25 protein-coding genes are annotated in these 24,864 nt (G+C 64.6%); 11 read left to right on the top strand and 14 right to left on the bottom strand.

The annotated features are described in order from the left end of the window. Genes AC0WRY_RS22810 through AC0WRY_RS22790 form a run of 5 tightly spaced genes read left to right on the top strand, consistent with a single transcriptional unit; the run spans position 1 to position 4,579 of the window. Positions 1-1,044: a branched-chain amino acid ABC transporter permease gene (locus AC0WRY_RS22810; protein WP_491120990.1), complete on the top strand. Its 1,044-nt coding sequence runs from the start codon at positions 1-3 to the stop codon at positions 1,042-1,044. Then, positions 1,041-1,784, top strand: coding sequence for an ABC transporter ATP-binding protein (locus tag AC0WRY_RS22805; protein WP_259213516.1), 744 nt, complete (start codon positions 1,041-1,043; stop codon positions 1,782-1,784). Before AC0WRY_RS22810 ends, AC0WRY_RS22805 begins: the two co-directional genes overlap by 4 nt. Then, a complete protein-coding gene (locus tag AC0WRY_RS22800; RefSeq protein WP_491120988.1) occupies positions 1,781-2,482 on the top strand; it encodes an ABC transporter ATP-binding protein in 702 nt (233 codons plus the stop codon). Before AC0WRY_RS22805 ends, AC0WRY_RS22800 begins: the two co-directional genes overlap by 4 nt. After that, the gene (locus AC0WRY_RS22795; RefSeq protein WP_194403059.1) at positions 2,483-3,130 is read left to right on the top strand and encodes an ATP-binding cassette domain-containing protein; all 648 of its coding nucleotides are present in this window, start codon (positions 2,483-2,485) and stop codon (positions 3,128-3,130) included. Positions 3,131-3,142: 12 nt separating this feature from the next. After that, entirely contained in the window at positions 3,143-4,579 is a 1,437-nt protein-coding gene (locus AC0WRY_RS22790; protein WP_491120985.1) for an NAD-dependent succinate-semialdehyde dehydrogenase, read from the top strand. 6 nt (positions 4,580-4,585) lie between these two features. Here the strand turns inward: AC0WRY_RS22790 and AC0WRY_RS22785 are convergent, their stop codons facing one another. From AC0WRY_RS22785 to AC0WRY_RS22775, 3 genes are all read right to left on the bottom strand, one after another. After that, positions 4,586-5,953: a caspase family protein gene (locus tag AC0WRY_RS22785; protein ID WP_491120983.1), complete on the bottom strand. Its 1,368-nt coding sequence runs from the start codon at positions 5,951-5,953 to the stop codon at positions 4,586-4,588. A 110-nt stretch (positions 5,954-6,063) separates the two neighbouring features. After that, positions 6,064-6,690 carry a glutathione binding-like protein gene (locus tag AC0WRY_RS22780; RefSeq protein WP_491120980.1) on the bottom strand — a complete coding sequence of 209 codons (627 nt, stop codon included), beginning with the start codon at positions 6,688-6,690 and terminating at the stop codon, positions 6,064-6,066. 12 nt (positions 6,691-6,702) lie between these two features. Next, positions 6,703-7,296, bottom strand: a complete 594-nt coding sequence (locus AC0WRY_RS22775) for an isochorismatase family protein (RefSeq protein ID WP_491120978.1) — start codon at positions 7,294-7,296, stop codon at positions 6,703-6,705. A gap of 130 nt (positions 7,297-7,426) precedes the next feature. On the opposite strand from AC0WRY_RS22775, the gene AC0WRY_RS22770 reads away from it, so the two are divergent. Then, positions 7,427-8,260, top strand: a complete 834-nt coding sequence (locus AC0WRY_RS22770; RefSeq protein ID WP_491120976.1) for a LysR family transcriptional regulator — start codon at positions 7,427-7,429, stop codon at positions 8,258-8,260. A 129-nt stretch (positions 8,261-8,389) separates the two neighbouring features. Next, on the top strand, positions 8,390-9,139 hold the full coding sequence (lepB, locus tag AC0WRY_RS22765) for a signal peptidase I (RefSeq protein ID WP_491120974.1): 750 nt from the start codon (positions 8,390-8,392) through the stop codon (positions 9,137-9,139). A 76-nt stretch (positions 9,140-9,215) separates the two neighbouring features. On the opposite strand, the gene AC0WRY_RS22760 is transcribed toward lepB, so the two are convergent. From AC0WRY_RS22760 to AC0WRY_RS22750, 3 genes are all read right to left on the bottom strand, one after another. Beyond that, positions 9,216-9,503 (bottom strand): GIY-YIG nuclease family protein, encoded by a 288-nt coding sequence (locus AC0WRY_RS22760; protein ID WP_212068203.1) that lies wholly within the window; start codon positions 9,501-9,503, stop codon positions 9,216-9,218. Between the two features lie 149 nt (positions 9,504-9,652). Beyond that, entirely contained in the window at positions 9,653-11,293 is a 1,641-nt protein-coding gene (groL, locus tag AC0WRY_RS22755) for a chaperonin GroEL (RefSeq protein WP_194403051.1), read from the bottom strand. 45 nt (positions 11,294-11,338) lie between these two features. After that, positions 11,339-11,653: a co-chaperone GroES gene (locus AC0WRY_RS22750; RefSeq protein ID WP_211419027.1), complete on the bottom strand. Its 315-nt coding sequence runs from the start codon at positions 11,651-11,653 to the stop codon at positions 11,339-11,341. A gap of 378 nt (positions 11,654-12,031) precedes the next feature. Here AC0WRY_RS22750 and AC0WRY_RS22745 point away from each other — a divergent pair, with 378 nt between their 5' ends. Next, complete coding sequence (locus AC0WRY_RS22745) at positions 12,032-12,319, top strand: usg protein (protein WP_194403049.1); 288 nt, start codon at positions 12,032-12,034, stop codon at positions 12,317-12,319. 164 nt (positions 12,320-12,483) lie between these two features. Here the strand turns inward: AC0WRY_RS22745 and AC0WRY_RS22740 are convergent, their stop codons facing one another. Beyond that, positions 12,484-14,613: an O-linked N-acetylglucosamine transferase, SPINDLY family protein gene (locus tag AC0WRY_RS22740; protein ID WP_491120970.1), complete on the bottom strand. Its 2,130-nt coding sequence runs from the start codon at positions 14,611-14,613 to the stop codon at positions 12,484-12,486. Between the two features lie 222 nt (positions 14,614-14,835). Here AC0WRY_RS22740 and AC0WRY_RS22735 point away from each other — a divergent pair, with 222 nt between their 5' ends. Beyond that, the gene (locus AC0WRY_RS22735; RefSeq protein WP_491120968.1) at positions 14,836-15,363 is read left to right on the top strand and encodes a cupin domain-containing protein; all 528 of its coding nucleotides are present in this window, start codon (positions 14,836-14,838) and stop codon (positions 15,361-15,363) included. A gap of 114 nt (positions 15,364-15,477) precedes the next feature. Here AC0WRY_RS22735 and AC0WRY_RS22730 read toward each other — a convergent pair whose 3' ends face one another. Next, positions 15,478-16,728 carry a NupC/NupG family nucleoside CNT transporter gene (locus tag AC0WRY_RS22730; protein ID WP_491120966.1) on the bottom strand — a complete coding sequence of 417 codons (1,251 nt, stop codon included), beginning with the start codon at positions 16,726-16,728 and terminating at the stop codon, positions 15,478-15,480. Between the two features lie 160 nt (positions 16,729-16,888). Between AC0WRY_RS22730 and AC0WRY_RS22725 the strand changes: the two genes are divergently transcribed. Then, the gene (locus AC0WRY_RS22725) at positions 16,889-18,127 is read left to right on the top strand and encodes an MFS transporter (protein ID WP_491123493.1); all 1,239 of its coding nucleotides are present in this window, start codon (positions 16,889-16,891) and stop codon (positions 18,125-18,127) included. 208 nt (positions 18,128-18,335) lie between these two features. Here AC0WRY_RS22725 and AC0WRY_RS22720 read toward each other — a convergent pair whose 3' ends face one another. From AC0WRY_RS22720 to AC0WRY_RS22695, 6 genes are all read right to left on the bottom strand, one after another. Beyond that, positions 18,336-19,094: an SDR family oxidoreductase gene (locus AC0WRY_RS22720; RefSeq protein WP_491120964.1), complete on the bottom strand. Its 759-nt coding sequence runs from the start codon at positions 19,092-19,094 to the stop codon at positions 18,336-18,338. 26 nt (positions 19,095-19,120) lie between these two features. Beyond that, positions 19,121-19,879, bottom strand: a complete 759-nt coding sequence (locus AC0WRY_RS22715) for a proteasome-type protease (RefSeq protein ID WP_194403044.1) — start codon at positions 19,877-19,879, stop codon at positions 19,121-19,123. A gap of 82 nt (positions 19,880-19,961) precedes the next feature. Beyond that, positions 19,962-20,369, bottom strand: a complete 408-nt coding sequence (locus tag AC0WRY_RS22710) for a carboxymuconolactone decarboxylase family protein (RefSeq protein ID WP_211419032.1) — start codon at positions 20,367-20,369, stop codon at positions 19,962-19,964. A gap of 64 nt (positions 20,370-20,433) precedes the next feature. Further along, positions 20,434-21,282 (bottom strand): transglutaminase family protein, encoded by an 849-nt coding sequence (locus tag AC0WRY_RS22705; protein WP_491120961.1) that lies wholly within the window; start codon positions 21,280-21,282, stop codon positions 20,434-20,436. 168 nt (positions 21,283-21,450) lie between these two features. Then, entirely contained in the window at positions 21,451-22,395 is a 945-nt protein-coding gene (locus AC0WRY_RS22700) for an alpha-E domain-containing protein (RefSeq protein WP_194403041.1), read from the bottom strand. Between the two features lie 4 nt (positions 22,396-22,399). Then, complete coding sequence (locus AC0WRY_RS22695; RefSeq protein WP_491120959.1) at positions 22,400-23,818, bottom strand: circularly permuted type 2 ATP-grasp protein; 1,419 nt, start codon at positions 23,816-23,818, stop codon at positions 22,400-22,402. 276 nt (positions 23,819-24,094) lie between these two features. On the opposite strand from AC0WRY_RS22695, the gene AC0WRY_RS22690 reads away from it, so the two are divergent. Beyond that, positions 24,095-24,832, top strand: a complete 738-nt coding sequence (locus AC0WRY_RS22690; protein ID WP_194403039.1) for a competence/damage-inducible protein A — start codon at positions 24,095-24,097, stop codon at positions 24,830-24,832. Positions 24,833-24,864 lie beyond the last annotated feature (32 nt).

The following is a 24,864-nucleotide window of genomic DNA, read 5'->3' as shown; positions in this document are numbered from 1 at the left end:
ATGATCGTGGGTTCGACGACCTCATCCGACGCTTCGCGGCTTGTCACGCCGTCCATGCTGGTGCTCTGGCTGGTGCTTGCGACAGTGCCGCTCTGGATCACGCGGGTCGGGCTTTATCCCTATCTCGGAATCGAGATCCTGATCTGGTCGCTCTATGCGCTGGCCTTCAACCTGGTGCTCGGCACCGCCGGCCTGCCGTCGTTCGGCCACGGCGCCTATTTCGGCATTGGCGCCTATGCCTTCGGGCTGTGCCAGTTCGACATCGTCGCCAATCTCTGGATATGCCTTGCCCTGGCGACGCTCGCGGCCGGCCTCGCCGGCGCGCTGGTGGCACTCTTCATCTCGCACCGGCGCGGCATCTACTACGCCTTCATGACGATCGCGTTCGGCCAGATATTCTGGACGCTCGCGATCAAGTCGCACGGCATCACCGGCGGCGAGGATGGCCTGCTCAAGATCAGGCGGCTGCCTGCGGATTTCGGCCTGGTGTCGTTCGACCTCACCGACAATGTCGCGTTCTACTATTTCGTGCTCGCGGCGTTCGCAATTGGCGTCGCCGCCTTGTGGCGGCTGGTGCATTCGCCCTATGGCCGCGTCGTCGCCGCGATCAGGCAGAGCGAAATCCGTGCCGACCATCTCGGCTACAATGTGTGGCTCTACAAGGTGTCGGTCTTCACCCTCTCGGCCGCGCTGTCAGGCTTTGCCGGCGGTCTGTTCGCGATGGCGCAGCTTGCCGCGTTTCCCGATGTGATGAGTCTGCACCAGTCCGGCTACGTCGTGATGATGACGCTGGTCGGCGGCGGGCTTGTCAGCTTCTGGGGCCCGGTGATCGGTGTGGTCCTCTTCCTCACTGCACGCGACGTGATCGGCGCGCTGACCAATGCCTGGATGCTCTATTTCGGTCTTCTCTTCATGGCGATCGTGCTGTTCCGTCCCGAGGGCATCGCCGGCGCGCTCTCAGCCCTGGTGCGGCAGCATTCTCTCGACGCCTTGAGGCGGCGCGGTACGTCCGCGATGCGGTTGCTGGTCGGGAGCGGGCGATGAGCATGATCGAGGCCGCAGGTGTGCATGTCCGCTTCGGCGATCGCGTCGTATTGGAAAGCGTCGACCTCGCGGTCGGCGAGGGCGAGTTTCACGGCGTGATGGGCCCGAACGGTGCCGGGAAGACCACCTTCTTCAACGTCCTCACCGGCCGGGTGAAACCAAATCGTGGCAAGATCCGTCTCGGCGGCGAGGATGTCACCGGCTTGAGCCCGCACCGTATCGCCGCCAAGGGCATCGCCCGCTCGTTCCAGATCATGACGTTGTTCGACGAATTCTCCGCGCGCGACAACGTCATGATGGGCTTGCCCGCGTTTCGCGCGCGCGGCCTCGATTTCGCCCGCGCCGCGGCCGGTGATCGCAAGTTCGCCGAGCAGGCTTCCGAAGCGCTTGCGACAGTCGGGCTTGCGGAGAAGGGCGATGTTCGCGCCAAGGACCTGTCCTACGGCGACCGCCGCGCGCTGGAGATCGCCGTCGCGCTGGCGCAGGCGCCGCGGGTGCTGTGCCTGGACGAGCCGACATCCGGCCTCGGCTCCGACGGCGTGCAGCGGCTCGCAAGCCTGGTCGCTCGCCTCAAAGGCAAGCTCACCATCGTCGCCATCGAACACGACATGGAGTTCCTGTTCTCGCTCGCCGACCGCATCTCGGTCATTCATTGGGGCCAGGTGGTGGCGCGCGGCACGCCGCACGAATTGCAGCAGAACGAGTGGGTCCGGCGCTCCAATCTGGGGAAGTTCGCATGATCCTCGAAGTCGACGGGTTGGATACGTTCTACGGCGAAACCCAGGCGCTGTTCGGCGCCTCGCTCGCGATCGAGCAGGCGAAGGTCTTTGCGCTGCTCGGGCCCAATGGCGCCGGCAAGACCACCATGCTCCGTTCGATCCTCGGGCTGACGAGGCCGCGGCGCGGCGCGGTGCGTTTCGACGGGCGCGACGTCACGCACGATCCGACCCATGAGGTCGCGCGTGCCGGCATCGGCTGGGTGCCAGATGACCGGCGGCTGTGCCCGACCCTGTCGGTGGCGCGTAATCTGTCGATCGCGCAGAAGCGCACGCGTTTCCGTCGATGGAGCGTCAAGGAGGCCTGCGCGATCTTCTCGCCGCTCGAATATTTGATGGAGCGGGATTGCGAAAATCTGTCGGGCGGCGAAATGCAGATGGTGGCCATTGCACGTGCGCTGGTCGGCTCGCCCGGGCTTGTGCTGTTCGACGAGCCTAGCCAGGGGCTGGCGCCAAAGATCGTCGGCGACGTGCTCGCGACGATTTTGCGGATGAAGGACGAGGGCATCGCCTCGCTGGTCGTCGAGCAGAATGCCGAGATCGCGCTGTCGGTCGCGGACCATGCCGCGGTCATCGACCGCGGCCGGATCGTCTGGACCGGGGAGGCCGCTGTGTTGCGCGATGATCGTTCCCTTCGGCAGCGCTTGCTGGGAGTACAATAAGTGGCCGCACCGCTGCTCGTGCTCGATGATGTCAGCAAGGTCTATACGACGGGCCGCATCGTTCGCCGTCCGACGTTCACGCTTCAGGCAAGCCTGGCGCTGGACGAGCCGGGTATCGTCGGCGTCGTCGGGCCGAACGGTGCCGGCAAGACGACCCTGTTCGAGATGATGACCGGCTCCAATGCGCCGACCTCGGGACGCGTGTTGGTCGCGGGCACGGATATCCATGGGGTCAAGTATCGCGAGCGCGATCGTCTCGCGATCCATTATCACCAATCCTACCAGGTCAGGCGCTTTCGCAAGCGGATTCCTTCGGCGTTCCTCGCGCCATCGCCGACCCGGACGCCGCTCGTGCACCTGTTCGACGAGCCGCAGTTCAACCTGCAGGACGGTTATATCGGCTTCATGCTGGATTTCTTCCGCAAGCTGCGCGACGAGGGCAGGCTGGTCATCCTCTGCATGCACCCGACGGCGAGCTGGCACCTCGATATCCTCGCCGAGATCGCCGAGCAATTCCTGTTCGTGGCCGGCGGCGGGGTGTCGCGGATGACGGACTTCCGCAGCCTCGCCGCCGAGCCGCGCTTTCGCGCCTATCTCGGACCGGAGATGACGCGCGCCGCGGACGCTATCTGCCGCAAATCGATGTAAAGGAGACTTCCCTTGGCTTATTCGAACACCCAGCTTTTCATTGGCGGCACATGGCGCCCGGCTCATTCGGGCAAGATGATCGAAGTCCTCAATCCCGCGACCGAGGAGGTGATCGGCACCGTCGCGCATGCCGGCAAGGCCGATCTCGACGAGGCGCTGGCCGCTGCCGCTGCGGGTTTCAAGACCTGGCGCAACGTCGCCCCGTTCGAGCGCTGCCGCATCATGCGCAAGGCCGCCGCCATCATGCGCGAGCGCAATGACGAGATCGCGCCGCTGCTGACCATGGAGCAAGGCAAGACGCTCGGCGAGGCGAAGATGGAGGCGATGGCCGCGGCCGACGTGATCGAGTGGTTCGCGGAGGAGGCCAAGCGCGCCTATGGCCGGCTGATCCCGGCGCGCGGGCCGGGCATCTACCAGCTCGCGATCAAGGAGCCGGTCGGCCCGGTCGCGGCGTTCACGCCCTGGAATTTTCCGATCAACCAGGTGGTCCGCAAGCTCTCCGCCGCGCTCGCGGCCGGCTGCTCGATCATCGTCAAGGCGCCGGAGGAGACGCCGGCTTCTCCCGCGCAGCTCGTCCGCGCCTTTGCCGACGCGGGCGCGCCCGACGGCGTGATCAACCTCGTCTATGGCGTGCCGGCCGAGATCTCCGAATATCTCATCCCGCATCCGGTGATCCGCAAGATCTCCTTCACCGGCTCGACCAGTGTCGGCAAGCAGCTCAACGCGCTGGCGGGCCTGCACATGAAACGCGCCACCATGGAGCTCGGCGGCCACGCGCCCGCGATCGTGTTCAAGGACGCCGACGTCACCTCGGCTGCGAAAATCCTGGCGGCCGCCAAGTATCGCAACGCCGGCCAGGTCTGCATCTCACCGACCCGCATGCTGGTCCAGGACGAGGTGTTCAGGGAGTTCGTTGACAAGTTCGTGGACGGTGCCAGGGCATTCAAGGTCGGCAACGGCCTCGATCCCGAGTCCAGAATGGGTTCGCTCGCCAATCCGCGCCGCGTCAGCGCCATCGAAGGCATGGTGCAGGATGCCGTCGGCAAGGGCGCCAAGCTCGAGACCGGAGGCAAGCGCATCGGCAACAAGGGCTATTTCTTCGAGCCGACCGTGGTCAGCGACGTGCCGAAGGATGCGCGCGCCATGAACGAGGAGCCATTCGGCCCACTTGCGCTGATCTCGCGCTTCCAGTCATTCGACGAGGTCGTCGAGGAAGCCAACCGTCTGCCCTTCGGTCTGGCCTCCTATGCCTTCACCAGCTCGGCCAAGACTGCGGCCGCGGTGGGTGCCGCTGTCGAGGCCGGCATGATGTCGATCAACAGCTTTGGTCTCGCGCTGCCCGAGGTGCCGTTCGGCGGCATCAAGGATTCCGGCTACGGCTCGGAAGGCGGCACCGAGGCCATGGACGGCTATTTCAACACCAAATTCATCAGCCAGACGGGCGTATGACCGCCGCTATCGCTTGACGAAGACCAAGTTGCACGCGCGGGCCTCGTTGCGTTTGCCGGTGCCGCGGGTGCGATCGAATTGCGCGTCGACGGTAAAGGCGTAAGGCGAGCCCGGCGCGAGGTTGTTGAGCGTGTAGGCGCTTGCTCCCGTCGTGCCGCGCGCGCTCAGCGTCGTCTTGCCGTCCGCCGGAATCTGGCCGTCGATCTCCAGGCGGTTGCCTCCGTCCTTGCCCTGAACCTCGGCATGAAACACGCCGTTGGTCACGGTGCCGGCCAGCGGTCTGGTGAAACCCTGCGCCTTGCCGGTCGGCGGGCAGTGCAGGGTGACGTCCCAGCTGCCGTCGAAATCCATGCTGCCGGTGGTTCTGGCGCTGCCGCTCGGCGCGACCGCCACCTTCTGCTTCAGGCTGTCGATCCGCGCCTTGGCGAGACTGGCGAAGCTGCAGCTCGAAAATCGCGCCAGGTGATCCTCGAAGGCGCTGACGGTGCCGATGCCGTCCGCGGCCTTCCAATGGGCCTCCGCGGCCGCGCACGGGTCGGCCCGCGGCGCGGCCTGCGACGCCCCGGGAGCGACCGTGACCGTGACCGGGCCGTTCAGGTAGAACTTGCCGATGATCGACAGCGACAGCTCCGGCAGCTGGGTCTTGCCGCTGGAATCATAGACGTCGCTGCTGATGTCGCGAAAGACTTCGCCGATCTCCTGCGGCTCCTCGATGTGTTTCAGGAACGCCGTCGTGTAGGGGCTGTTGCGGCCAACGCCGTCGGCGGCGACCTGGCCGGACTGCGTCGAGAACGACACGATCGTGCCGCGCGGTGCCTCGACCTTCGACAGGCCGCGCCCGATCGAGGCGGCTCGCGTCGAGCCGGCGGAGCGTTTGAGCATTTCCGCCAGTGGATTGTCGCGGCAAGAATCCAGCACCAGGATGCGCAGGTTCTTGGCCTGCTGCAGGTCGTTCACGATGTCGTCGACCCGCACGAAACGCTTGAGGTCGGCTTCATCGGTCAGCGTGGCGTCGACGGGCATCAGATAGTTCACGCCGTTGTACTGCATCGCATGGCCGCTGTAGTAGAACAGGGCGACGTCGGCTCTGCTCGCTGCGCGCGCGAAGCGGATGGTCAGGTCCTGCATGTCGGCCTGGCGCAGGTCGACGCCCTGGATCACCTCGAAGCCGCTGCGCTTGAGCGAGGCTGCCACGTCTTCGGCATCGTGTGAGGGGTTGGGGAGTTGCGCCGTAGAGGCATAGGCGCCGTTGCCGATCACCAGTGCCACCCGCGTATCCGCCGACGCAGGTCCGACGCAGAGCGAGGCGAAGAGCGCCAGACAAAAACCGGGCAAGCAAAATCCGGCGAAGCAGAATCTGGAAAGAGCACTCATGAATGCCTTCCGAGGAAATATCGAAAATATCTCTCCAGATTAGCGCATGCCACGCCGACTTCAATGCCCCCGCCGGGGGATCGCTCAGATTTCGCGACCGTGACGTTCCGTCACGCTGCCACCGCCTTGCGCAGGGCCATTTCCGTCGCAATCGCGTCCCGCACGGCCGGTCGCATCTGCATGCGCGCGAGGTAGGCCGACAAGGACGGCCATTGCGCGACGTCGACGCCGGCGGGACGGAGCAGCAGCAAGGCCCAGGTGAGGTGCGCATCCGCCACCGTGAAGCTGTTGCCGACGAGGAATTCGCGCTCCGCCAGATGCGCAGACGGTATCGACAGGGTCTGGGCGATCCTTGCGCGCGGCTTGGCGAGGGAGCCGTCGTCCTTGTACCAGAAGGTCGGAAACAGGAACGCCTTGTGAATCTCCGTGCCGATGAAGCTCAGCCATTCCTGCAAGCGGTAGCGATCGATCTCGCCCGGACGCGGCGCGAGGCCGCTGGCGGGCTTCAGATCGGCGATGTATTGCAGCACCGCCGCGCTTTCCGTCAGGCGTTCGCCGTTCTCCAGCACCAGCACCGGAACCGCGCCCTTCGGGGCGACGCCGTGAAAATCACCGTCATCCGCGAGTTTCTTGGTCCAGAGATGCACCTGATGATAGGTCGCATCGAGACCTGCTTCCATCAGCGCGATGCGGCTCGAAAGCGAGCAGGCCATCGGCGAGAAGTAGAGTTGCAGCATCGTCTTGCTCCGTCACATCAGTGCATCGCCGCGCGCGATGATCGCGAAGCGGTCGGACAGTTCGGCGAGCGCAACCTCGTGAATGCTCCGGGCGTCCAGCGTGCCGCCGCGTCCGTCGGGCAGGTCGCGCGTGGCGCAGGCATCGGCATCGATCGTCGTGCGAAAGCCGAGGTCGAGCGCGGCCCGCGCGGTGGAGCTGACGCACATATGCGTCATGAAGCCGGCCAGCACGATGTTTTTCCTGTCGATCGCGTCAAGACGCGCCTTCAGATCGGTGCCGGCAAACGAGTTGGGCAACTCCTTTTCGATCACGAGCTCGCCGGCATGCGGCGTCAGTTCGTCGACAATGGCGCCGCGGTCGGCGCTGCGATCGAACAGGCTGCCCGCTTTGCCGCGATGGGCGATATGAATGATCGCGGCGTTGGCGGCGCGCGCCTTTGCCAGCAGGGCAGCCGCGCGCGCGATCGCGGGCCTGGCGTCGGGCAGGGCGACGGGACCTGCGAGATATTCGTTCTGAATGTCGATCAGCACCAGCGCAGCATCGGCAAGACGCGGCGGGGTTAGGTCGGCGCCGGCGAGCTGCAGCAGGGTCTTTGCGGTCGTCATGATTTCTGGAATCTCCGGAAAGCGAAAGGCAGGTTCAACATAGCCCCTGGGCGGCCTGCCGATATGCAGGGATATTGCAGCGGATGGCTGCGATATTGCAGGCTTGTCGCGGTCGATGTAGCTTCATCCCATGAACTGGGACGATCTCCGCATCATCGCCGCCGTCAGGGACGAGGGCACCTATGCCGGCGCCAGCGCACGCCTGCGCATCGACGAGACCACGGTGGGACGCCGGCTGTCGCGCATCGAGCGTGCGTTGGGTTTGCGCCTGTTCGAGGCTGCCGACGGCGTGCGCAGGCCGACGCGGCAATGCGAGGCGGTGCTGGCGCATGTCGAGGCGATGGCCGCGCATGCGGCCGAGATCGATCGCCTCAGCGAGGGCGTGGAGGGTCCCGTGGGACGCCTGCGCATCGCATCCACCAACACGGTCGCCGAAGAGGTGCTGTCGCCGCGCGCGAGCGATTTCCTGCGCGCCAATCCAGGTCTGATGCTGCAATTCCTCACCTCGAGCGAGAACGTCAAGTTCTCGCGGTGGGAAGCCGATCTCGCGATCCGCCTGCGCAAGCCCGACAAGGGTGATTTTGCCATCTCGAGGCTCGGCGACATCAAGCTTTATTATTTCGAGCCTGTTGCGACCGATGGCGAGCCGATGCTTTGCACCTATCCGGATGAGCTGGGTGCCATTCCCGAGATGCAGTTCCTGCGGACCAGGAAAATCCGCGTGCGCTGCGTCACCGACAACGTTCGCGTCATCCGCAATCTGATCCGCGCGCATCAAGCCGCCGGCGTGTTGCCGGAATATAGTTGTGGGGATCTGCTCGCCGACCGCGGCCTGCGTGCCACGCTGCTGCCGAAACGGCGCGACGTCTGGCTGTTGGTACAGAATCACCTGAAGCGCGACGCGGCGACGCGCGTGACGATCGACTGGGTCAGGTACTGCTTCAAGGACGTCCCGCAGGCCTGATCATCGGCGGCGTTCATGGCCTTCGCATTGAACGCAGTCCGCGCGATGTGCGACCAAAATCACTGAGCCGGGATTGCGCGCGCGCCAAGGTTGCGTAATCTCGTGACGAGACCTGACCGGGGCAAGTGCATGACCACTCTTTCCGAAACGATCCGGCCCTCGAGGGCGCAATCGCGGGAATGGAAGGCCATTCTCATCCTGATCCTGTTGGTCCCGGTGTTGTGGTCGCCGCTGATCCTGTTTCGCTTCGTCCTGTACCAGCCCTTCAGCATCCCCTCCAGCTCGATGGCGCCAACGCTGATGGTCGGCGACTACGTCTTCGCCGCGAAATATGCCTGCGGCTACGGCCGCTATTCCATTCCGTTCGCGCCGTCCTGGATCTCGGGCCGCATTCTCGCCGCCGACCCCGAACACGGCGACATCGTCGTATTCCGGACGGCGAAGGACGGTTCGGTCGACTACGTCAAGCGCGTGGTCGGTCTGCCCGGCGACCGCATCCAGATGCGGGGAGGGGCGCTCATCCTCAACGACCGCCCGGTGACGCGCGTCGGGCTCGCGGACGCGCTCGCCGACAACGCCTGCGGTGTGGATGGCGGCGTCAAGGTCCATCGCTGGCGCGAGACGCTGCCGAACGGCGCCTCGTACGTCACCAACGACTGCATCGACAACGGCTTCCTCGACAACACCGACGTTGTCACGGTGCCGCCGGGCCATGTCTTCGTGCTCGGCGACAACCGCGACAATTCCACCGACAGCCGCATGATGTCGAGCTTCGGCTTCGTGCCGATGAACAATCTGATCGGCAAGGTGACGCGGATCTTCTGGTCGCTCGACGAAGACGGCGAGCCGCACATGGAGCGGCTGGGCAAGGTGAGGTGAGGGCCCAAAGCCCTCTCCTTCGTCATTCCGGGGCGCGCCCACTTGGGCGCGAGCCCGGAATCCATAACCACAGGTCTTAGTTGGCTATCCCCGGATAGAGATCATCCCAGTTTGGGTTCTGCTCCTCGATTAGCCGGGTCTTCCAGTCGCGACGCCACTTCTTGAGTTCTTTCTCGCGGGTGATGGCGGTAACTGCATCGTCGTAGATCTCGAACAAGACGAGCTTCCCAACGTCGTACTTGGTCGTAAATCCGGGAACAGCTTTTGTCTTGTGCTCATACACACGGCGAACAAGATCGCTGGTCACGCCGATGTAGAGTGTGCCGTGCTTTTTGCTTGCGAGGATGTAGACATAGTAGGCCATTCCATCCGCCTGTGGTTATGGATTCCGGGCTCGGCGCTACGCGCCGCCCCGGAATGACGAACCCACGACCATCTTAGCGTGTATCTCCCCCCAAACAAAAACCCCGGCATCGCTGCCGGGGTTTCGTCGTTCTTGAGAGGTCGTTGGACTTAGAAGTCCATGCCGCCCATGCCGCCGCCGGGGGGCATTGCCGGGCCGGCGCCGCCCTTCTTGGGCAGCTCGGCGACCATGGCTTCCGTGGTGATCAGCAGGGCCGCAACCGAGGCTGCGTTCTGGATCGCGGTACGGACCACCTTGGTCGGGTCGATGATGCCCTTCTTGACGAGGTCGGCATATTCGCCGGTCTGGGAGTCGAAGCCGTAATTGTAGGTCTTGTTCTCCAGGATCTTGCCGACGATCACCGAGCCGTCTTCACCGGCGTTGATCGCGATCTGGCGAGCGGGAGCCGACAGCGCCTTGCGCACGATCTCGACGCCGGTCTTCTGGTCGTCGTTCTTGGTGCGCAGGCCCTTGAGCTGCTCGGAGGCACGGAGCAGGGCGACGCCGCCGCCCGGAACGATGCCTTCTTCCACAGCCGCGCGGGTCGCATGCATCGCGTCATCAACGCGATCCTTGCGCTCCTTGACCTCGACCTCGGTCGCGCCGCCGACGCGGATCACCGCGACGCCGCCGGCGAGCTTGGCCAGACGCTCCTGCAGCTTCTCACGGTCGTAGTCCGAGGTGGTTTCCTCGATCTGCGCCTTGATCTGGGCCACGCGCGCCTCGATGTCGGCCTTCTTGCCGGCGCCGTTGACGATCGTGGTGTTCTCCTTGTCGATCATCACCTTCTTGGCGCGACCGAGCATGTTGAGCGTGACGTTCTCGAGCTTGATGCCGAGATCTTCCGAGATCGCCTGGCCGCCGGTCAGGATCGCGATGTCCTGCAGCATGGCCTTGCGGCGATCGCCGAAGCCCGGAGCCTTGACGGCCGCGACCTTCAGGCCGCCGCGCAGACGGTTCACGACCAGGGTCGCGAGCGCTTCGCCTTCGACGTCTTCGGCGACGATGACCAGCGGCTTGCCGGTCTGCACCACGGCCTCGAGCAGCGGCAGCAGCTCGTTCAGCGAGGAGAGCTTCTTCTCGTTGATGAGGATGTAGGCGTCGTCCATTTCAACGCGCATCTTGTCGGCGTTGGTGACGAAGTAGGGCGAGATGTAGCCGCGGTCGAACTGCATGCCCTCGACGACGTCGAGCTCGGTCTCGAGCGACTTGGCTTCCTCGACGGTGATGACACCCTCGTTGCCGACCTTCTTCATGGCGTCGGAGAGGAACTTGCCGATCTCCTGGTCGCCGTTCGCCGAGATGGTGCCGACCTGGGCGATCTCGTCGTTCGAGGTGACCTTCTTGGAGTTCTTGACGAGGTCGGCGACCACGGCTTCCACGGCCAGGTCGATACCACGCTTGAGGTCCATCGGGTTCATGCCGGCGGCAACCGACTTGGCGCCTTCGCGCACGATCGCCTGGGCCAGCACGGTGGCGGTGGTGGTGCCGTCGCCCGCCGCGTCAGCGGACTTGGAGGCAACTTCGCGCACCATCTGCGCGCCCATGTTCTCGAACTTGTCCTCGAGCTCGATCTCCTTGGCGACGGTGACGCCGTCCTTGGTGATGCGGGGAGCGCCGAACGACTTGTCGAGGACGACGTTGCGGCCCTTCGGACCGAGCGTGACCTTCACCGCGTTGGCAAGGATGTCGACGCCGCGCAGCATCTTGTCGCGCGCATCAACCGAGAATTTGACTTCTTTGGCTGCCATCTGGATTTTTCCTTGAGGTATTTGATTGGAGGGAAAGAGGGGCTCTTAGGCCGCCTTCTTCTTGGAAGCGGGGACGTCGAGGACGCCCATGATGTCGCTTTCCTTCATGATCAGCAGGTCGACGTTGTCGATCTTGACCTCGGTGCCGGACCACTTGCCGAACAGGACGCGGTCGCCGACCTTCAGGTCGAGCGGGACCAGCTTGCCGGCTTCGTCGCGGCCACCGGGGCCGACGGCGACGACTTCGCCCTGGGAGGGCTTTTCCTTGGCAGTGTCGGGAATGATGATGCCGCCAGCGGTCTTCTCTTCTGCGTCGATGCGCTTGACCACGACGCGGTCGTGAAGCGGACGGAATTTCATGCAGTCCTCCTAAGCATTTGCTCGGGTTGAGGTTTTGAGATTGTTAGCAATCGGTGCCCGCGAGTGCTAGCACGAGCAAGGCTGAAATAGGACAGGAATTTTGCGGGGGCAAGGGCTTCTAGCAGAAAATTTGGCGCTCTGAAGGCTCGGCTGCCAGAATGTCTTTCCATCGTTAACCGGGTTTAGGGACCGTATTAGCACGGTGCCGCATCTGCTGCTAACGCATTGAATTTCAACAGCTCGTTAAACTTTTGGGCTTGAGATGGATTGTCAGTTTGCGTCACATTTCTCTCATGTGAGCGCATCAGTACCGGGTGGCTCGTAAGGCGCACACCGACCAAGCCGCCCCTTGAATGCGCTCCTGCAAAGGAGGTTGGCATGGGCTTGCGGAGTGGGGTCGTTTCCGAGGATTTCCGGAAACAGATGCTGGGTTACGGGCTGACGACGGCGCAAATTCTCTACCGCATGCCGGATCATCCCTCGCTGCTCCAGACCTATGTCTGGCAGAACTACGACATGTTTCCGAAATTCCCGGCGCTGAAGGATTTCCTGGCATTCTGGCAGGAGAAGCTCGACGGCCCCCTCCATTCGGTCACCGTGGCGCATTCCAAGCTGATCAAGCCGGCCGAGCTGCGCGCCGTGGATGGCGTGTTCCGGCTGCATTGAGGACACCGGTCTCGTAGGGCGGGCAAAGGCGCGCTCTTCGCGCGCCGTGCCCACGCTTTTTCCGATCCGGTTACAGATGCGTGGGCACGCTTCGCTTTGCCCGCCCTACGATATCTCAGTTTGAGCTGCGCCGTGCGAACGCGCTGTCGTCGCCCGAGGCGCGATCAGGCGCCGCTGCTGCAATAGCGCTGCCACATCGCGCGATAGGCCTCGTCCACCGCTCGCCCGTAGGAGACGGGGTTGCCGGCGGCGGCGGCCCGGATCTGGTCGGGCAATGCGAGGCGCACCTTGTCGAGCTCGCCGATCTCCAGGGCGCGGCTCGTTGCGATGTCGATATAGGCCTCATTGCTGTCGGTGACCCAGTCGGGCAGGCCGAGCGCCGTGAGGATGGAGCCGGCGGCGCGGCTAGGCAGGCTGTTGCCGAGCTTCGCGACCACAGGCACGCCCATCTGCAAGGCTTCCCACGTGCTGACGCCGCCGTTCTGCGGGAACGGGTCGAGACAGATATCGACACGATTGAACGATGCTAGATGTTCGCTTCGCAAGGTGGCGCCGAGCAGCTCGACGCGTTCGGCCGGAATTCCGCAAGCCTCGAACCGCGCCAGCAGATTTTCGCGGATCAGCCGGTCGTCCAGCGCGACATCCTTGATCAGCAGTCGCGAACCCGGCACGCGTTCGAGAATCCTGGCCCAGACGTCCGCCGCCTCGTCCGAAATCTTGCTGATGCGGTTGAAGACGCCGAAGGTGACAAAGCCGTTCGAGATCGCCGGGGTTGGCGCCCGCGCAATCTCGGCCGGCAGTGGCGTCAGCGTCACGAAGCACGGCAGGTCGACGACGGTTTCCGCAAACAGATGCCGAACGTCGTGAGGAATCGCGACCGGGTCCGAGATCAGATAGTCGATCGTCGGCAGCCCGGTGCCGGTGCCGTGGCCCCAACCATGGACCTGGATCGGCGCCGGTTTGCGCGCAAACACGCCGAGGCGGTTCCCTCTGGTATGGCCGGACAGATCGATCAGGATGTCGATGCGGTCGGCGCGGATCTCGTCGGCGAGGCGATCTTCGGTCCATTGCGAAGCGTCGCGCCAGCGATCGGCGATCTCCCGGAATTGGCTGGTCGTCGCATCCACTTTCGACGAGCAGGCGTAGCACACGATCTCGAACTGGGCCCGGTCATGGTGCTGAAGGACCGGCATGAAGATCAACGCGGCCGAATGTGCGTTGAAGTCCGACGAGACATAGCCGAGCACCAGGCGGCGATCCGGATCGCGATTGTTGTCATGCGGTCTCGGCGTCTCCAGGGCGATCTTCGCGCCGACGCGTTCCCACCACATCTGACGCGCCTGCTGATGCCGCTCGACGGTGGCGTCGCCGGCAAAGTCGAGCGTGAATATCTTGTTGGAGATCGCGCTCTGCAGGTCAGGCTGGATGTCGAGAGCCCTGTCGAAACTCGCGAGGGCCTCGTCGACCCGGCCAAGTCCGGCGAGGCAAAGGCCCAGCACCAGATGACCTTGAATGGAATCGGGAGCGATCGCCAGCGCCTGTTCGCAATCGCGCGATGCCTCGGCAATTTGCTGGATCTGGAGTAGGATACCGGCCCGCGCGAGCCACCCATTCGCGTCGTCGGGAGCCAGCGCGATGGCCTGATTGCCGTCCGCCAGGGCTTCGTCAAAACGCTGAAGCTCCCGTAACACAACGGCGCGGTTCGCCAGCGCCGCCGCATAGTCGGGCTTGATCGACAGCGCGCGGTTCAGGCTTGTGATCGCCTCGTCATAGTTGCGCTGACGGCAGAGTGCCCAACCGCGGCCGTTATGGGCTTCCGCAAGGTTCGGGTCGAGTGCGAGCGCCTTGTCGTAGCTGTGCAGCGCCTCGTCGTGAAGGTCGAGGGCCGCGCTCGCGTTGCCGAGATTGGAGAGCGTTACGGCGTGGTTGGGCCGCAAGGCGAGGGCTCTTCGATAGCTCGCGCGGGCCTCGTCATGACGCCGCAATCCGTTGAGAGCGACGCCCAGGCTCATATGCGCATCGGCGGATCGCGGATCCGCGGCAACCGCGCGGCTCAGCAGGATTTCGGCTTGCTGATAGTTCTTGGCATCGGATTCCAGAATGCCGAGCATGTGCAGCGCGACGATTTGGTTGGGCGCGAGTTGCAGGACTTTGCGGTAGGCAGCCTGGGCTTCCGGCAAAAGTCCCATCTTGTGCAGCTGGAGTGCATGGCTGAGCATCGGCAATACTTCAGCTTTTTGCCGTTTCTGAAGCCGGGCATTCTGAAATGCTCGCTGACCTACGCTGCCGCCCATGAATCAAGTCCCCCAGAATCTCACGGGCGAGATTAATTCAGCGAGGAAACGAATACGAGGCGATGGCCGCTCACGACGACAGCTTCGGACAAGCTACGACTCTGGTCGTGCTTCGGCGCGTCCAGCCTCGAGCCCCGCAATTGCCGCATCGTCCAAGACTGGATAATCTGCCTGCGGGGCGCGCCCGTCCGGCGGGCGCGGCTCCGATCAGGGAGGCAGACAATGGCCAAGCAAAAGGCATCAAGACCCGCAACGAAGGCCGCGGTGAAGAAGCGCAGCGGCGCAAAGGCCGCGGCGCGATCGTCGGCGCGCAAGGCGGTGAAGGCGAAGGCACGCATTGTGGCTCCGAAAAAGCCCACGCGCCCGCGGCAACGCATCGCGATCAGCCATCACCGTGAGGAAGACTTCAAGGCCGACGGCCTGCGTGCCTACGCCAAATACCGCGACCTCGGCATTGCCGACGCCACCCATGGTCTCGCGCAAGCGCATGTGATCCGCCTGCAGGGCCCCTGCAACCCGGCCGAGGTCTCGAAGCTGCACTTCCACGACGTCGAGTTCCAGATGGTCTACGTGCTCAAGGGCTGGGTGAAGACCTATATGGACGGGCAGGGCGAGACGCTGATGATAGAGGGCAGCGCCTGGACCCAGCCACCAAAGATCAAGCACATGATCCTTGATTACTCCGACGACGTCGAACTCTTGGAGGTGATCCTGCCGGCGGAGTTCAGGACGGTGGAGTTGAAGGCCTGACGTCATTCCGGGGCGCGCGTAGCGCGAACCCGGAATCCATTGAGCGGCGGAGACGGTGGATGAATAGATTCCGGGCTCGCCGCTACGCGCGCCTGGGAATGACGGCGGAGAAACCTACACCAACACCCCCACCACCGCGCCCATCAAGCACGTCGTCAGCGTCCCCGACACGATCGACTTCAGCCCGAGCGCGTTGATCTCCTCCCGCCGCTCCGGCGCCATCACGCCCAGGCCGCCGATCATGATGCCGAGGCTGGCGAAATTGGCGAAGCCGCACATCGCGTAGAGCATGATCAGGCGCGAGCGCGGATCGAGCGCGCCTTCCGGCAGCTTCGAGAAGTCGACATAGGCGATCAATTCGTTGAGCACGGTCTTGGTGCCCATCAGGCTGCCGGCGGTGACGGCCTGATCCCACGGCAACCCCATCAGCCAGCACACCGGCGCCATCACGAGGCCGAGCAGGCGCTGCAGGGAGATGGTGGCACCGCCGATTTGAGGCAGCAGGCCGAGGATCGCGTTGACGAGATAGACCAGCGCCACCAGCACCAGCAGCATGGCGACGATGTTGATCAGCAGCTCAATCCCCGCGCTGGTGCCCTTTACGATCGCATCCATCGTGCTGGCAACCTCCATCTCGGGATCTTCCAGCGTGCCGCCGGTGCGCTTGTCGGAGGTTTCGGGCACCATGATCAGGCTGATCAGGATCGCGGCCGGCGCGCCGAGCACGGACGCGATCACGAAATGTGCGGCGGCGTCCGGGATGAGGGGAGCAAGCAGCGTCGCATAGAGCACCAGCACCGTGCCGGCGATGCCGGCCATGCCGCCGGTCATCACCAGGAACAATTCGCTACGGGTCATCTGCGCCAGATAAGGCCGCACGAACAGCGGGGCCTCGACCATGCCGAGAAAGATGTTCGCGGCGGTCGACAGGCCCACCGCGCCGCCGACCCCTAACGTCCGCTCCAGCAGCCAGGCCATGCCGCGAACAACAGGCGGCAGCACGCGCCAGTAGAACAGCAGCGTCGTCAGCACGCTCATGACCAGCACGATCGGCAGCGCCTGGAACGCCAGGACGAAATCGGCGCCCGGCACTTTGAGATCGAAGGGCAGGGGGCCGCCGCCGATATAGCCGAACACGAAGGCGGAGCCGGCGCGCGAGGCCGCGGAGATCGCGCCGACCGCATCGTTGATGGCGCCGAAGGCATGCGCGACGGCCGGCAGCTTCAGCAGCATGATTGCGGTGACGAAGGTGGCGACGAGGCCGATCGCCGCCTGTCGCAGCGACACGGCGCGACGGTTCTCCGTCAATGCGAAGGCGATCAACAGCAATGCGAAAATGCCGAGTGCCGATTGCAAGCGCAGCATGATGTCCCCAAACCCTCAGTGATTATGGCCGCGCCTGCGCTGCAAAGGCAATGCCGGGACATCCGGGGTGCGTCCCGCTGTTGACAAGCGGGTCCGCCTCGGTCACGCGGAGGCCTTCGACATCGAGGGGAAGAGCGGTCCGAGGGTGACCCAGCAGGCGATGCCAGAGCAGCCAATATCCGGACATCCACAGGTCAGCGCCCGCGCGCTTCTCGCCCACCGTGCCTTCCTGTTCTTCCTGCTCTCGCGCAGCCTGTCGCGCTTTTCCAGCCAGATCGCGGCGGTCGCGATCGGCTGGCAGATCTACGATCTGACAGGGTCGGCCTTCGATCTCGGCATGGTCGGCCTCGTCCAGTTCCTGCCGACCGCGCTGCTCGTGTTCGTTGCCGGTCACGCCGCCGACCGCTTCGAGCGCAAACGCGTGGTCCAGCTCTGTCAGGCCGTGGAGGCCGCGACCGCGTTCTATCTCGCAATCATCACCTATCTCGGCGCCGTCGGCGAGGTTCAGATCTTCGTCGCGACCTTCGTGCTTGGCATCGCCGGCGCGTTCGAGAGCCCGACCACGGCGGCGCTGCTGCCGGCGATCGCGCCGCAGGGATCGCTGCAGCGCGCCACCGCCGTCTCCAGCGGCGCGGCGCAGGTCGCGACCATCACCGGGCCGGCTCTGGGTGGCTTCGCCTATGCGATCGCCCCGCATCTCGCCTATGCCATGATGGTGCTGTTCTGGATCTTCGGAATGATCCTGACCGGTTTCATCCGGCCGCGCCCGCAGGCCATCGCAAAGGAAGGGACGGAGACGGACAACATCTTCGCCGGCGTCCGCTTCATCCGCAGCAATCCGGCGATTCTCGGCACCATCTCGCTCGATCTGTTCGCCGTGCTGTTCGGCGGCGTCACCGCGCTGCTGCCGATCTATGCCCGCGACATCCTGCAGACCGGCCCGGTCGGGTTAGGGGTGCTGCGCGCGGCGCCCGCGGTCGGTGCGCTGCTGATGACCATGGTGCTGGCGCGTCACGCCATCTCGCGCCATGTGGGGCTGCGCATGTTCCAGGCCGTCATCGTGTTCGGCCTCGCCACGATCGTGTTCGCGCTGTCGTCCTGGATGTGGCTGTCGGTGCTGGCGCTCGCCGTGCTTGGTGCCGCCGACACGATCAGTGTCGTGATCCGCTTCTCGCTGGTGCAGCTCGCAACGCCCGACGAGATGCGCGGCCGGGTCGGCGCGGTGAACTTCCTCTTCATCAACGCCTCCAACCAGCTCGGCCAGTTCGAAAGCGGGGTCGCCGCCGCGCTGCTCGGCGCCATGCCTGCCGCCGTCTTCGGCGGCGTCGCCACGGTCGCCGTGGCGCTGCTCTGGATGAAGCTGTTTCCGAGCCTGCGCCAGGTGGAGAGCCTGGAGTAGGGAAATGGTCTCGGGTCCCGGCTCTCCAAGAACGAGATCGGGGCGGCGTGGGCCCCGGCTCTCCAAGAACGAGATCGGGGCGGCGTGGGCCCCGGCTCAGCAGCGCGTCATTTCATGCCGCGCAGCGTCCGGGGCACGGCCGTGGACAGAGCGTAGGGAAATCAAAGAGATCCCTACTGTGCATGGGGTTGTTTTCGCGTTTTTTGATTTAGCCCCGTCCGACGAACGGCATCTTCGTCGCCATCACCGTCATGGTCAGCACATTGGCATCGAGCGGCAGGCCGGCCATGTAGGCGACGGCATCGCCGACCGCCTTGGCGTCCATGCGCGGCTCGTGCTTGGTCGTGCCATCAGGCTGCAGCACGCCGGGGCCGTTGACCATGCGGTCGGTCATCGGGGTCGCGGCATTGCCGATGTCGACCTGGCCGACGGCGATGTCGTACATGCGGCCGTCGAGGTTCGAGGCCTTGGTCAGGCCCGTGATGGCGTGCTTGGTCGAGGTGTAGGCCGCCGAGAACGGCCGCGGCGCATGCGCCGAGATCGAGCCGTTGTTGATGATGCGGCCGCCGCGCGGGGTTTGGTCCTTCATGATGCGGAAGGCGTGCTGGGTGCACAGGAACGGCCCGGTGAGGTTGGTGTTCACCACCGCCTGCCACTGCTCGAGGCTGAGGTCCTCGAACGGCACTGCGGGCGCGCCCATGCCGGCATTGTTGAAGAGCACGTCAAGGCGGCCATAGGTGGCCTTCACCTTGTCGAACAGCGCGGCGATCGAATCCGGCTTGGTCATGTCGGCGGTGACGCACAGGCTCTTTCCCGCGGGGCCGAGCTTCGCGGTCTCCTCGAGCATGTCGAGGCGGCGGCCGACCAGCACCACGGTGAAGCCGGTGTTCATCAATGCCAGCGAGGCCGCGCGGCCGACGCCGGTGCCGGCGCCCGTCACCAGGGCGATCTTCTTTGCTTCACTCATCGTTTCCTGCCTTTTCTCTCGAGCTGTCAGGTTTTGGGTTCTTTTTCGTTCTTGTAGGGCGGGCGTGGGATGTTCTGATGCGCGGCGCGCAGCGCCGCCGACCAGCGCGAGCGCAGGTCGTGGAAATAAGGCTCGCCCGCCTCGATGCGGTGGTTGAGGTCGGCCTCGCAGGCGTCGGCGCGCACCACCAGCACGTCGATCGGCAGGCCGACGCCGAGATTCGAGCGCATGGTCGAATCCATCGAGATCAGGCCGGTCTTCAGCGCTTCGTAGAGCTCGACGTCGTAATGCATGGCGCGGTCGAGCACCGGCTTGCCGTATTTGTGCTCGCCGATCTGCAAATAGGGCGTGTCGGTGGTGCACTCGATGAAATTGCCGGCGGTGTAGATCATGAACAGGCGCATCCGGGAGCCCTTGATCTGGCCGCCGAACAGGAAGGAGACGTCGAAGGACACGTCCTCGGATCGCAGCGCCGGACCTTCGGTCGCGTGCACCGCGCGGATCGCCCGGCCGATGCGCTGGGCGGCCTGGAACATGGTCGGCGCGTTCATCAGCGTCTCGAGCTCGCCCGTGTTGGGGTCCTCCAGGCCTTCGGTCAGCGTGGAGAGCACCGACTGGCTGATGGCGAGGTTGCCGGCGCTGGCGATCGCCATGATGCGCTCGCCGGGCTTGGAGAAGATGTGCAGCTTGCGGAAGGTCGAGACGTTGTCGAGGCCGGCATTGGTGCGGGTGTCGGCGATCATCACCAGACCGTCCCGAACCAGGATTCCGCAGCAATAGGTCATTTCCAGTCCCCGAACGCGTTTGCGCGGAATTACTAGCCAATTTCAAGGAGGCATGAAACCCCCGATTGCCCGGGGCGGGACCTCAGTCCGCCGCATCGACCAGAAACGCCTCGTCGACCGGCACGCCGAGCGCCGTGACCAGCCGGTTCGTCTCCGCGGCCATGCCGACGATGGCGAGCATCTCGGCATATTCGGCCTCGGTCATGCCCTTGGCCCGTGCGGCGGCGGTGTGCGAATGGATGCAATAGCTGCAGCCATGCGCGATCGACACCGCCACATAGAGCATCTCTTTGACCTTGGGGTCGAGCGCGCCGGGCGCCATCACCTCCTTGATGCTCTCCCAGGTCCGCCGCAGCGTCTTCGGATCATGCGCCAGCGCGCGCCAGAAATTGTTGACGAAGTCCGACTTCCGCACTTTGCGGATATCGTCGAAGACGGCGCGCGCTTCAGGGGAGAGTTCATCGTCGGAAAGCAGTTTGACAGTGGCCATGGGGACCTCGCGGGGGGGCTGATCCCGCGAGTGTAGCATGGCCGATGCGATCCGACGGCGGCGCCTAGCTCTGCCGCTGCGATTGCGATTGCGAAGGCCCGCCGCGGCCGGCCTGCTCGACCTTCACGGCCACCGTCAGCGTCTCCGTGCCGCCGCCATAGCGGGTGCCCCGCACGGGCGCCGCGCCGAGATAGTCGAGCCCGATCGCGACGCGGACATGGGCGTCGGTGGCGCAGATGCTGTTGGCGGGATCGAAGCCGACCCAGCCCAGATCAGGCACGAAGGCTTCCGCCCAGGCGTGCCCGGCGTCCTGATGCGAGAGACCGTCCGCGCGCAGGAAGTGGCCGGAGACGAAGCGTGCCGGCACGCCGCCGGCGCGGGCGCAGGCAATGAAGATGTGCGCGTAGTCCTGGCAGACCCCGCGCTTGAGCGTGAACGCCTCCACCGCCGAGGTGCCGCTATGGGTCGGGTCCTCGTCGAACGTCATGTGATCGCCAATTTGGGTCATCAGCGCATGCAGGAAGCCGAGCGTGTCGCTCTCGGCCTCGCTGCGCAACTGACGCGCCACTGCCATCATCGCCGGGTTGACGGAGGTGAGGTCGGTCGAGCGCAGGAACATGCCCGCCGGAAAGCGTTCGTCGGTGCCGCGCAGCACGCCGCCGGTGTCGTGGGTCTCGATCAGCCCTTCGGCGGTGATCTGGATGTCGCCGACGGGACCGCAGGACAGCACATGCGTGACGTTGCCGAACGCATCCTCATGCGTGTCGAGCTTGGTGTCCGTGGAGACGTCGATCTGCCATTCCGCCACATATTGCCCGTCATGGCTGCCGGGCGTCATGCGCAGGATCTGGATCACGCTCGTCGCCGGCGGCTCGTAGCGATAGGTCGTGGTGTGCAGGATTCGCAGGCGCATGGTGGACCGTGTCGTTGGTTGTTAGGCCCGACTGCAGCCGCAAAGGAACTCGTCATGCCCGGGCTTGTCCCGGGCATCCACGTTCTTCCTCCTCGCGTGGAAGCAAGAACGTGGATGGCCGGGACAGGCCCGGCCATGACGCTATCCCATTTCGTCAGTCGAGGGACATCAGATCAAATACTGCTTCGTGATGATTTCGCCCAGCCTGGAATTGTCCGTGATGAATTCCTGAATGAATTCATGGACGCCGTGCTGGAAAATGTCGTTCATGTTGCTGTGTTCCAGCCGGTTGCGGATGCCGCGGGCGTGGCGCTGGGCCGCGCCCTGGCGGCCATAGGCGACGCCGATCTGGTCGAGGTTGCGCACGAGATTGCCGTAGCAACTGGCCAGCGAGCGCGGCAGCGTGTCGTTGAGGATGAGCAGGTCCGCGATCAGCCAGGGTTTCAGCGTCTCGCGATAGACCCAGTGATAGGCCGTCAGCGCCGAGACCGAGCGCAGGATCGAGCTCCACTGATAGAAGTCGAGGGGGCCACCGACATGCTCCTCCTCGGGCAGCAGCACGTGATACTTCACGTCGAGAATGCGCGCGGTGTTGTCGGCGCGCTCCAGATGCACGCCCATCCGCGAGAACCAATAGGCGTCGTTGCGCAGCATGGTCCGATAGGCCGAGCCGTCGAAGCGCAGCGAGGTCTCCTGCACGAAGCGCAGGAACTTTGCGAGGTCCTCGCGCGTCGAGGTGCCCTTGCTCCAGACCGCCTGAAGCTCGATCCAGGCCGAGTTGATGGTGTCCCACATCTCGCTGGTCAGCGCGGTGCGCACCGAACGCGAGTTCAGCCGCGCCGCCTCGATGCAGTTCCTGATCGAGGACGGGTTGTCCGCCGAGAAGGAGAGGTAGTCGACGACGTTGTGCTCGTTGGCTTCCTCATAGGTCTGATAGAAGCTGGCGGCGACGCCGGCGGTGAGCAGCGCCGAGTCCCATTCATTGGTCTTGCCGATATAGGCGGCGGGAAGCGCGGTGACGCGCAAGGTCGCATCGATGGTGCGCGCGAGATATTCGGCCCGTTCGACGTAGCGGGCGAGCCAGTAGAGGTTTTCGGCGGTACGCGACAGCATCGATCTACTCGTCCAGGATCCAGGTGTCTTTGGTGCCGCCGCCCTGGCTCGAATTCACCACCAGGGAGCCTTCCTTCAGTGCGACGCGTGTCAGGCCGCCCGGCACGATGGTGGTGCGCTTGCTGCCGGTGAGCACGAAGGGCCTGAGGTCGACGTGGCGCGGCGCAAGGCCTGACACCGTGCAGGTCGGGCAGGTTGAGAGCGCCAGCGTCGGCTGCGCGATGAAACCTTCGGGCTCGCGCTTGAGCTTCTCGCGGAACGCTTCGATCGTGGCTTTCGTCGCAGCAGGGCCGATCAGCATGCCGTAGCCGCCGGAGCCGTGAACTTCCTTGACGACGAGCTCGCCGAGATTGTCCAGCACATAGGCGAGATCCTTCGGCTCGCGGCAGCGCCAGGTCGGCACGTTCTTCAGGATCGGCTCCTCGCCGAGATAGAATTTCACGATGTCGGGCATGTAGGAGTAGATCGCCTTGTCGTCGGCGATGCCGGTGCCGACGGCGTTGGCGAGCGTGATGTTGCCGGCCGCATAGGCCGACATCAGCCCGGGCACGCCCAGCACGGAATCGGGACGGAAGGTGAGGGGATCGAGGAAGTCGTCGTCGACGCGGCGATAGATCACGTCGACCCGCTTCAGCCCTTCCGTCGTCCGCATGAACACTTCGTTGTTCTTGACGATGAGATCGCGGCCCTCGACCAGCTCGATGCCGAGCTTGTCGGCGAGGAAGGAGTGCTCGTAATAGGCCGAGTTGTAGACGCCGGGGGTGAGCAGGGCCACCGTCGGCTCGCCCGAGGCGCTTTGCGGCGCCACCGAGCGGAGCGCCGCGAGCAGCTCGTCCGGATAGCGTTCGACCGGCGCCACCCTGTGGCGGGCGAACAGGTCCGGAAAAAGCCGCATCATGATCTCGCGGTTTTCCAGCATGTAGGAGACGCCCGAGGGTGTGCGGGCGTTGTCTTCCAGCACGATGAAGTCCTCGGCGTCGACCCGGACGATGTCGATGCCCGCGATGTGCACATAGACGTCGTGCGGCACCTGCTGGCCGTTCATCTCGGGCCGGAACACCGGATTCTGGAAGATGAGGTCGTCGGGCACGATCTCGGCGCGCAGGATGTCGCGGCCGTGATAGATGTCGCGCAGGAACATGTTGAGCGCGCGCACGCGCTGCTTCAGGCCCTTCTCCAGCAGCGTCCATTCCTTGCCGGACATGATCCGTGGGATCACGTCGAACGGGATCAGGCGCTCGGTGGACTCGGCCTCGCCATAGACCGCGAAGGTGATGCCGATGCGGCGGAACAGGAGCTCGGCCTCCTGGCGGCGATATTCGAGCGCCTCGGGGGGCGTCTCCTTGAGCCAGCGCGCCAGCTCCTGATAGGCGGGGCGAAGCTCCCCGCCGGGGATGTTCATTTCATCAAACGCGACTGCCATAGATCCCGACTTGTCTCCGCAAGGCGTTGCGCCGCTGGTCAGGCCGCAAGGCCCCAGTGAAGCCGCATCGTCCTGGCCATGCGGCAAGAGTGCATGACTTTCATGCGGTAGCAAGGGCCGGGCCAGCGCGATAAGCATGGACGGACGGCATTTGCCGGATATGGCCGGCGGCATGCCTGAAAAAATGGCTGAGGACTGCTTATTTCGGCAGCAAAACCGCGTGACTTCAACGCGTTACCTCGGCAAAGTCGGCGCCATAGGTGAGGGACTGAAGTTATGAGCGAGATCGTCACGGCGGGCATTCTGGTCATTGGGGACGAAATCCTGTCCGGCCGAACCAAGGACAAGAATATCGGCTTCATCGCCGAATACCTGACCAATATCGGCATCGACCTGAAGGAAGTCCGGGTTGTCTCCGACGACGAGCCTGACATCATCGCGGCCCTGGATGCACTGCGGCATCGCTACACCTACGTCTTCACAACCGGCGGCATCGGGCCGACCCATGACGACATCACCGCCGACAGCGTCGCCAAGGCGTTCGGCGTCGGCATCGACCACCATCCGGAGGTCGTCGCCCGTTTCCGCGAGCGCTGGAGCGAGCAGGATCTCAATGAGGCCCGCTTGCGCATGGCCCGCATTCCCGACGGTGCCGAGCTGATCCAGAGCGCGACCATCCTCGCGCCCGGCTTCAAGATCGGCAATGTCATCGTCATGGCCGGCGTGCCCTCGATCATGCAGGCGATGATGGACATCGTGGCGCCCAAGCTGAAATCCGGCGTGCGCATGCTCTCCGACACGGTGCGCGCCAATGCGCGCGAGGGCGATATCGGCAGCCCGCTGCGGGCGATCGCCGCCGCCCATCCCGACACCATCATCGGCAGCTATCCCTTCATGGACGAGGAGCAGAAGCCCAACACCAATCTGGTGGTGCGCTCGCGCGATCCCGAGAAGCTGGCGGCAGCGATGGCTGCGGTGAAGGAGATGCTGGCAGGATTGAACGTCAGCCGCTAAGCCCCGGCTTGCCGGACGTTTTACGATGCAGG

This window comes from Bradyrhizobium sp. T-12 (assembly GCF_058314695.1).
This window is presented reverse-complemented; position numbering and strand designations above follow the sequence as displayed.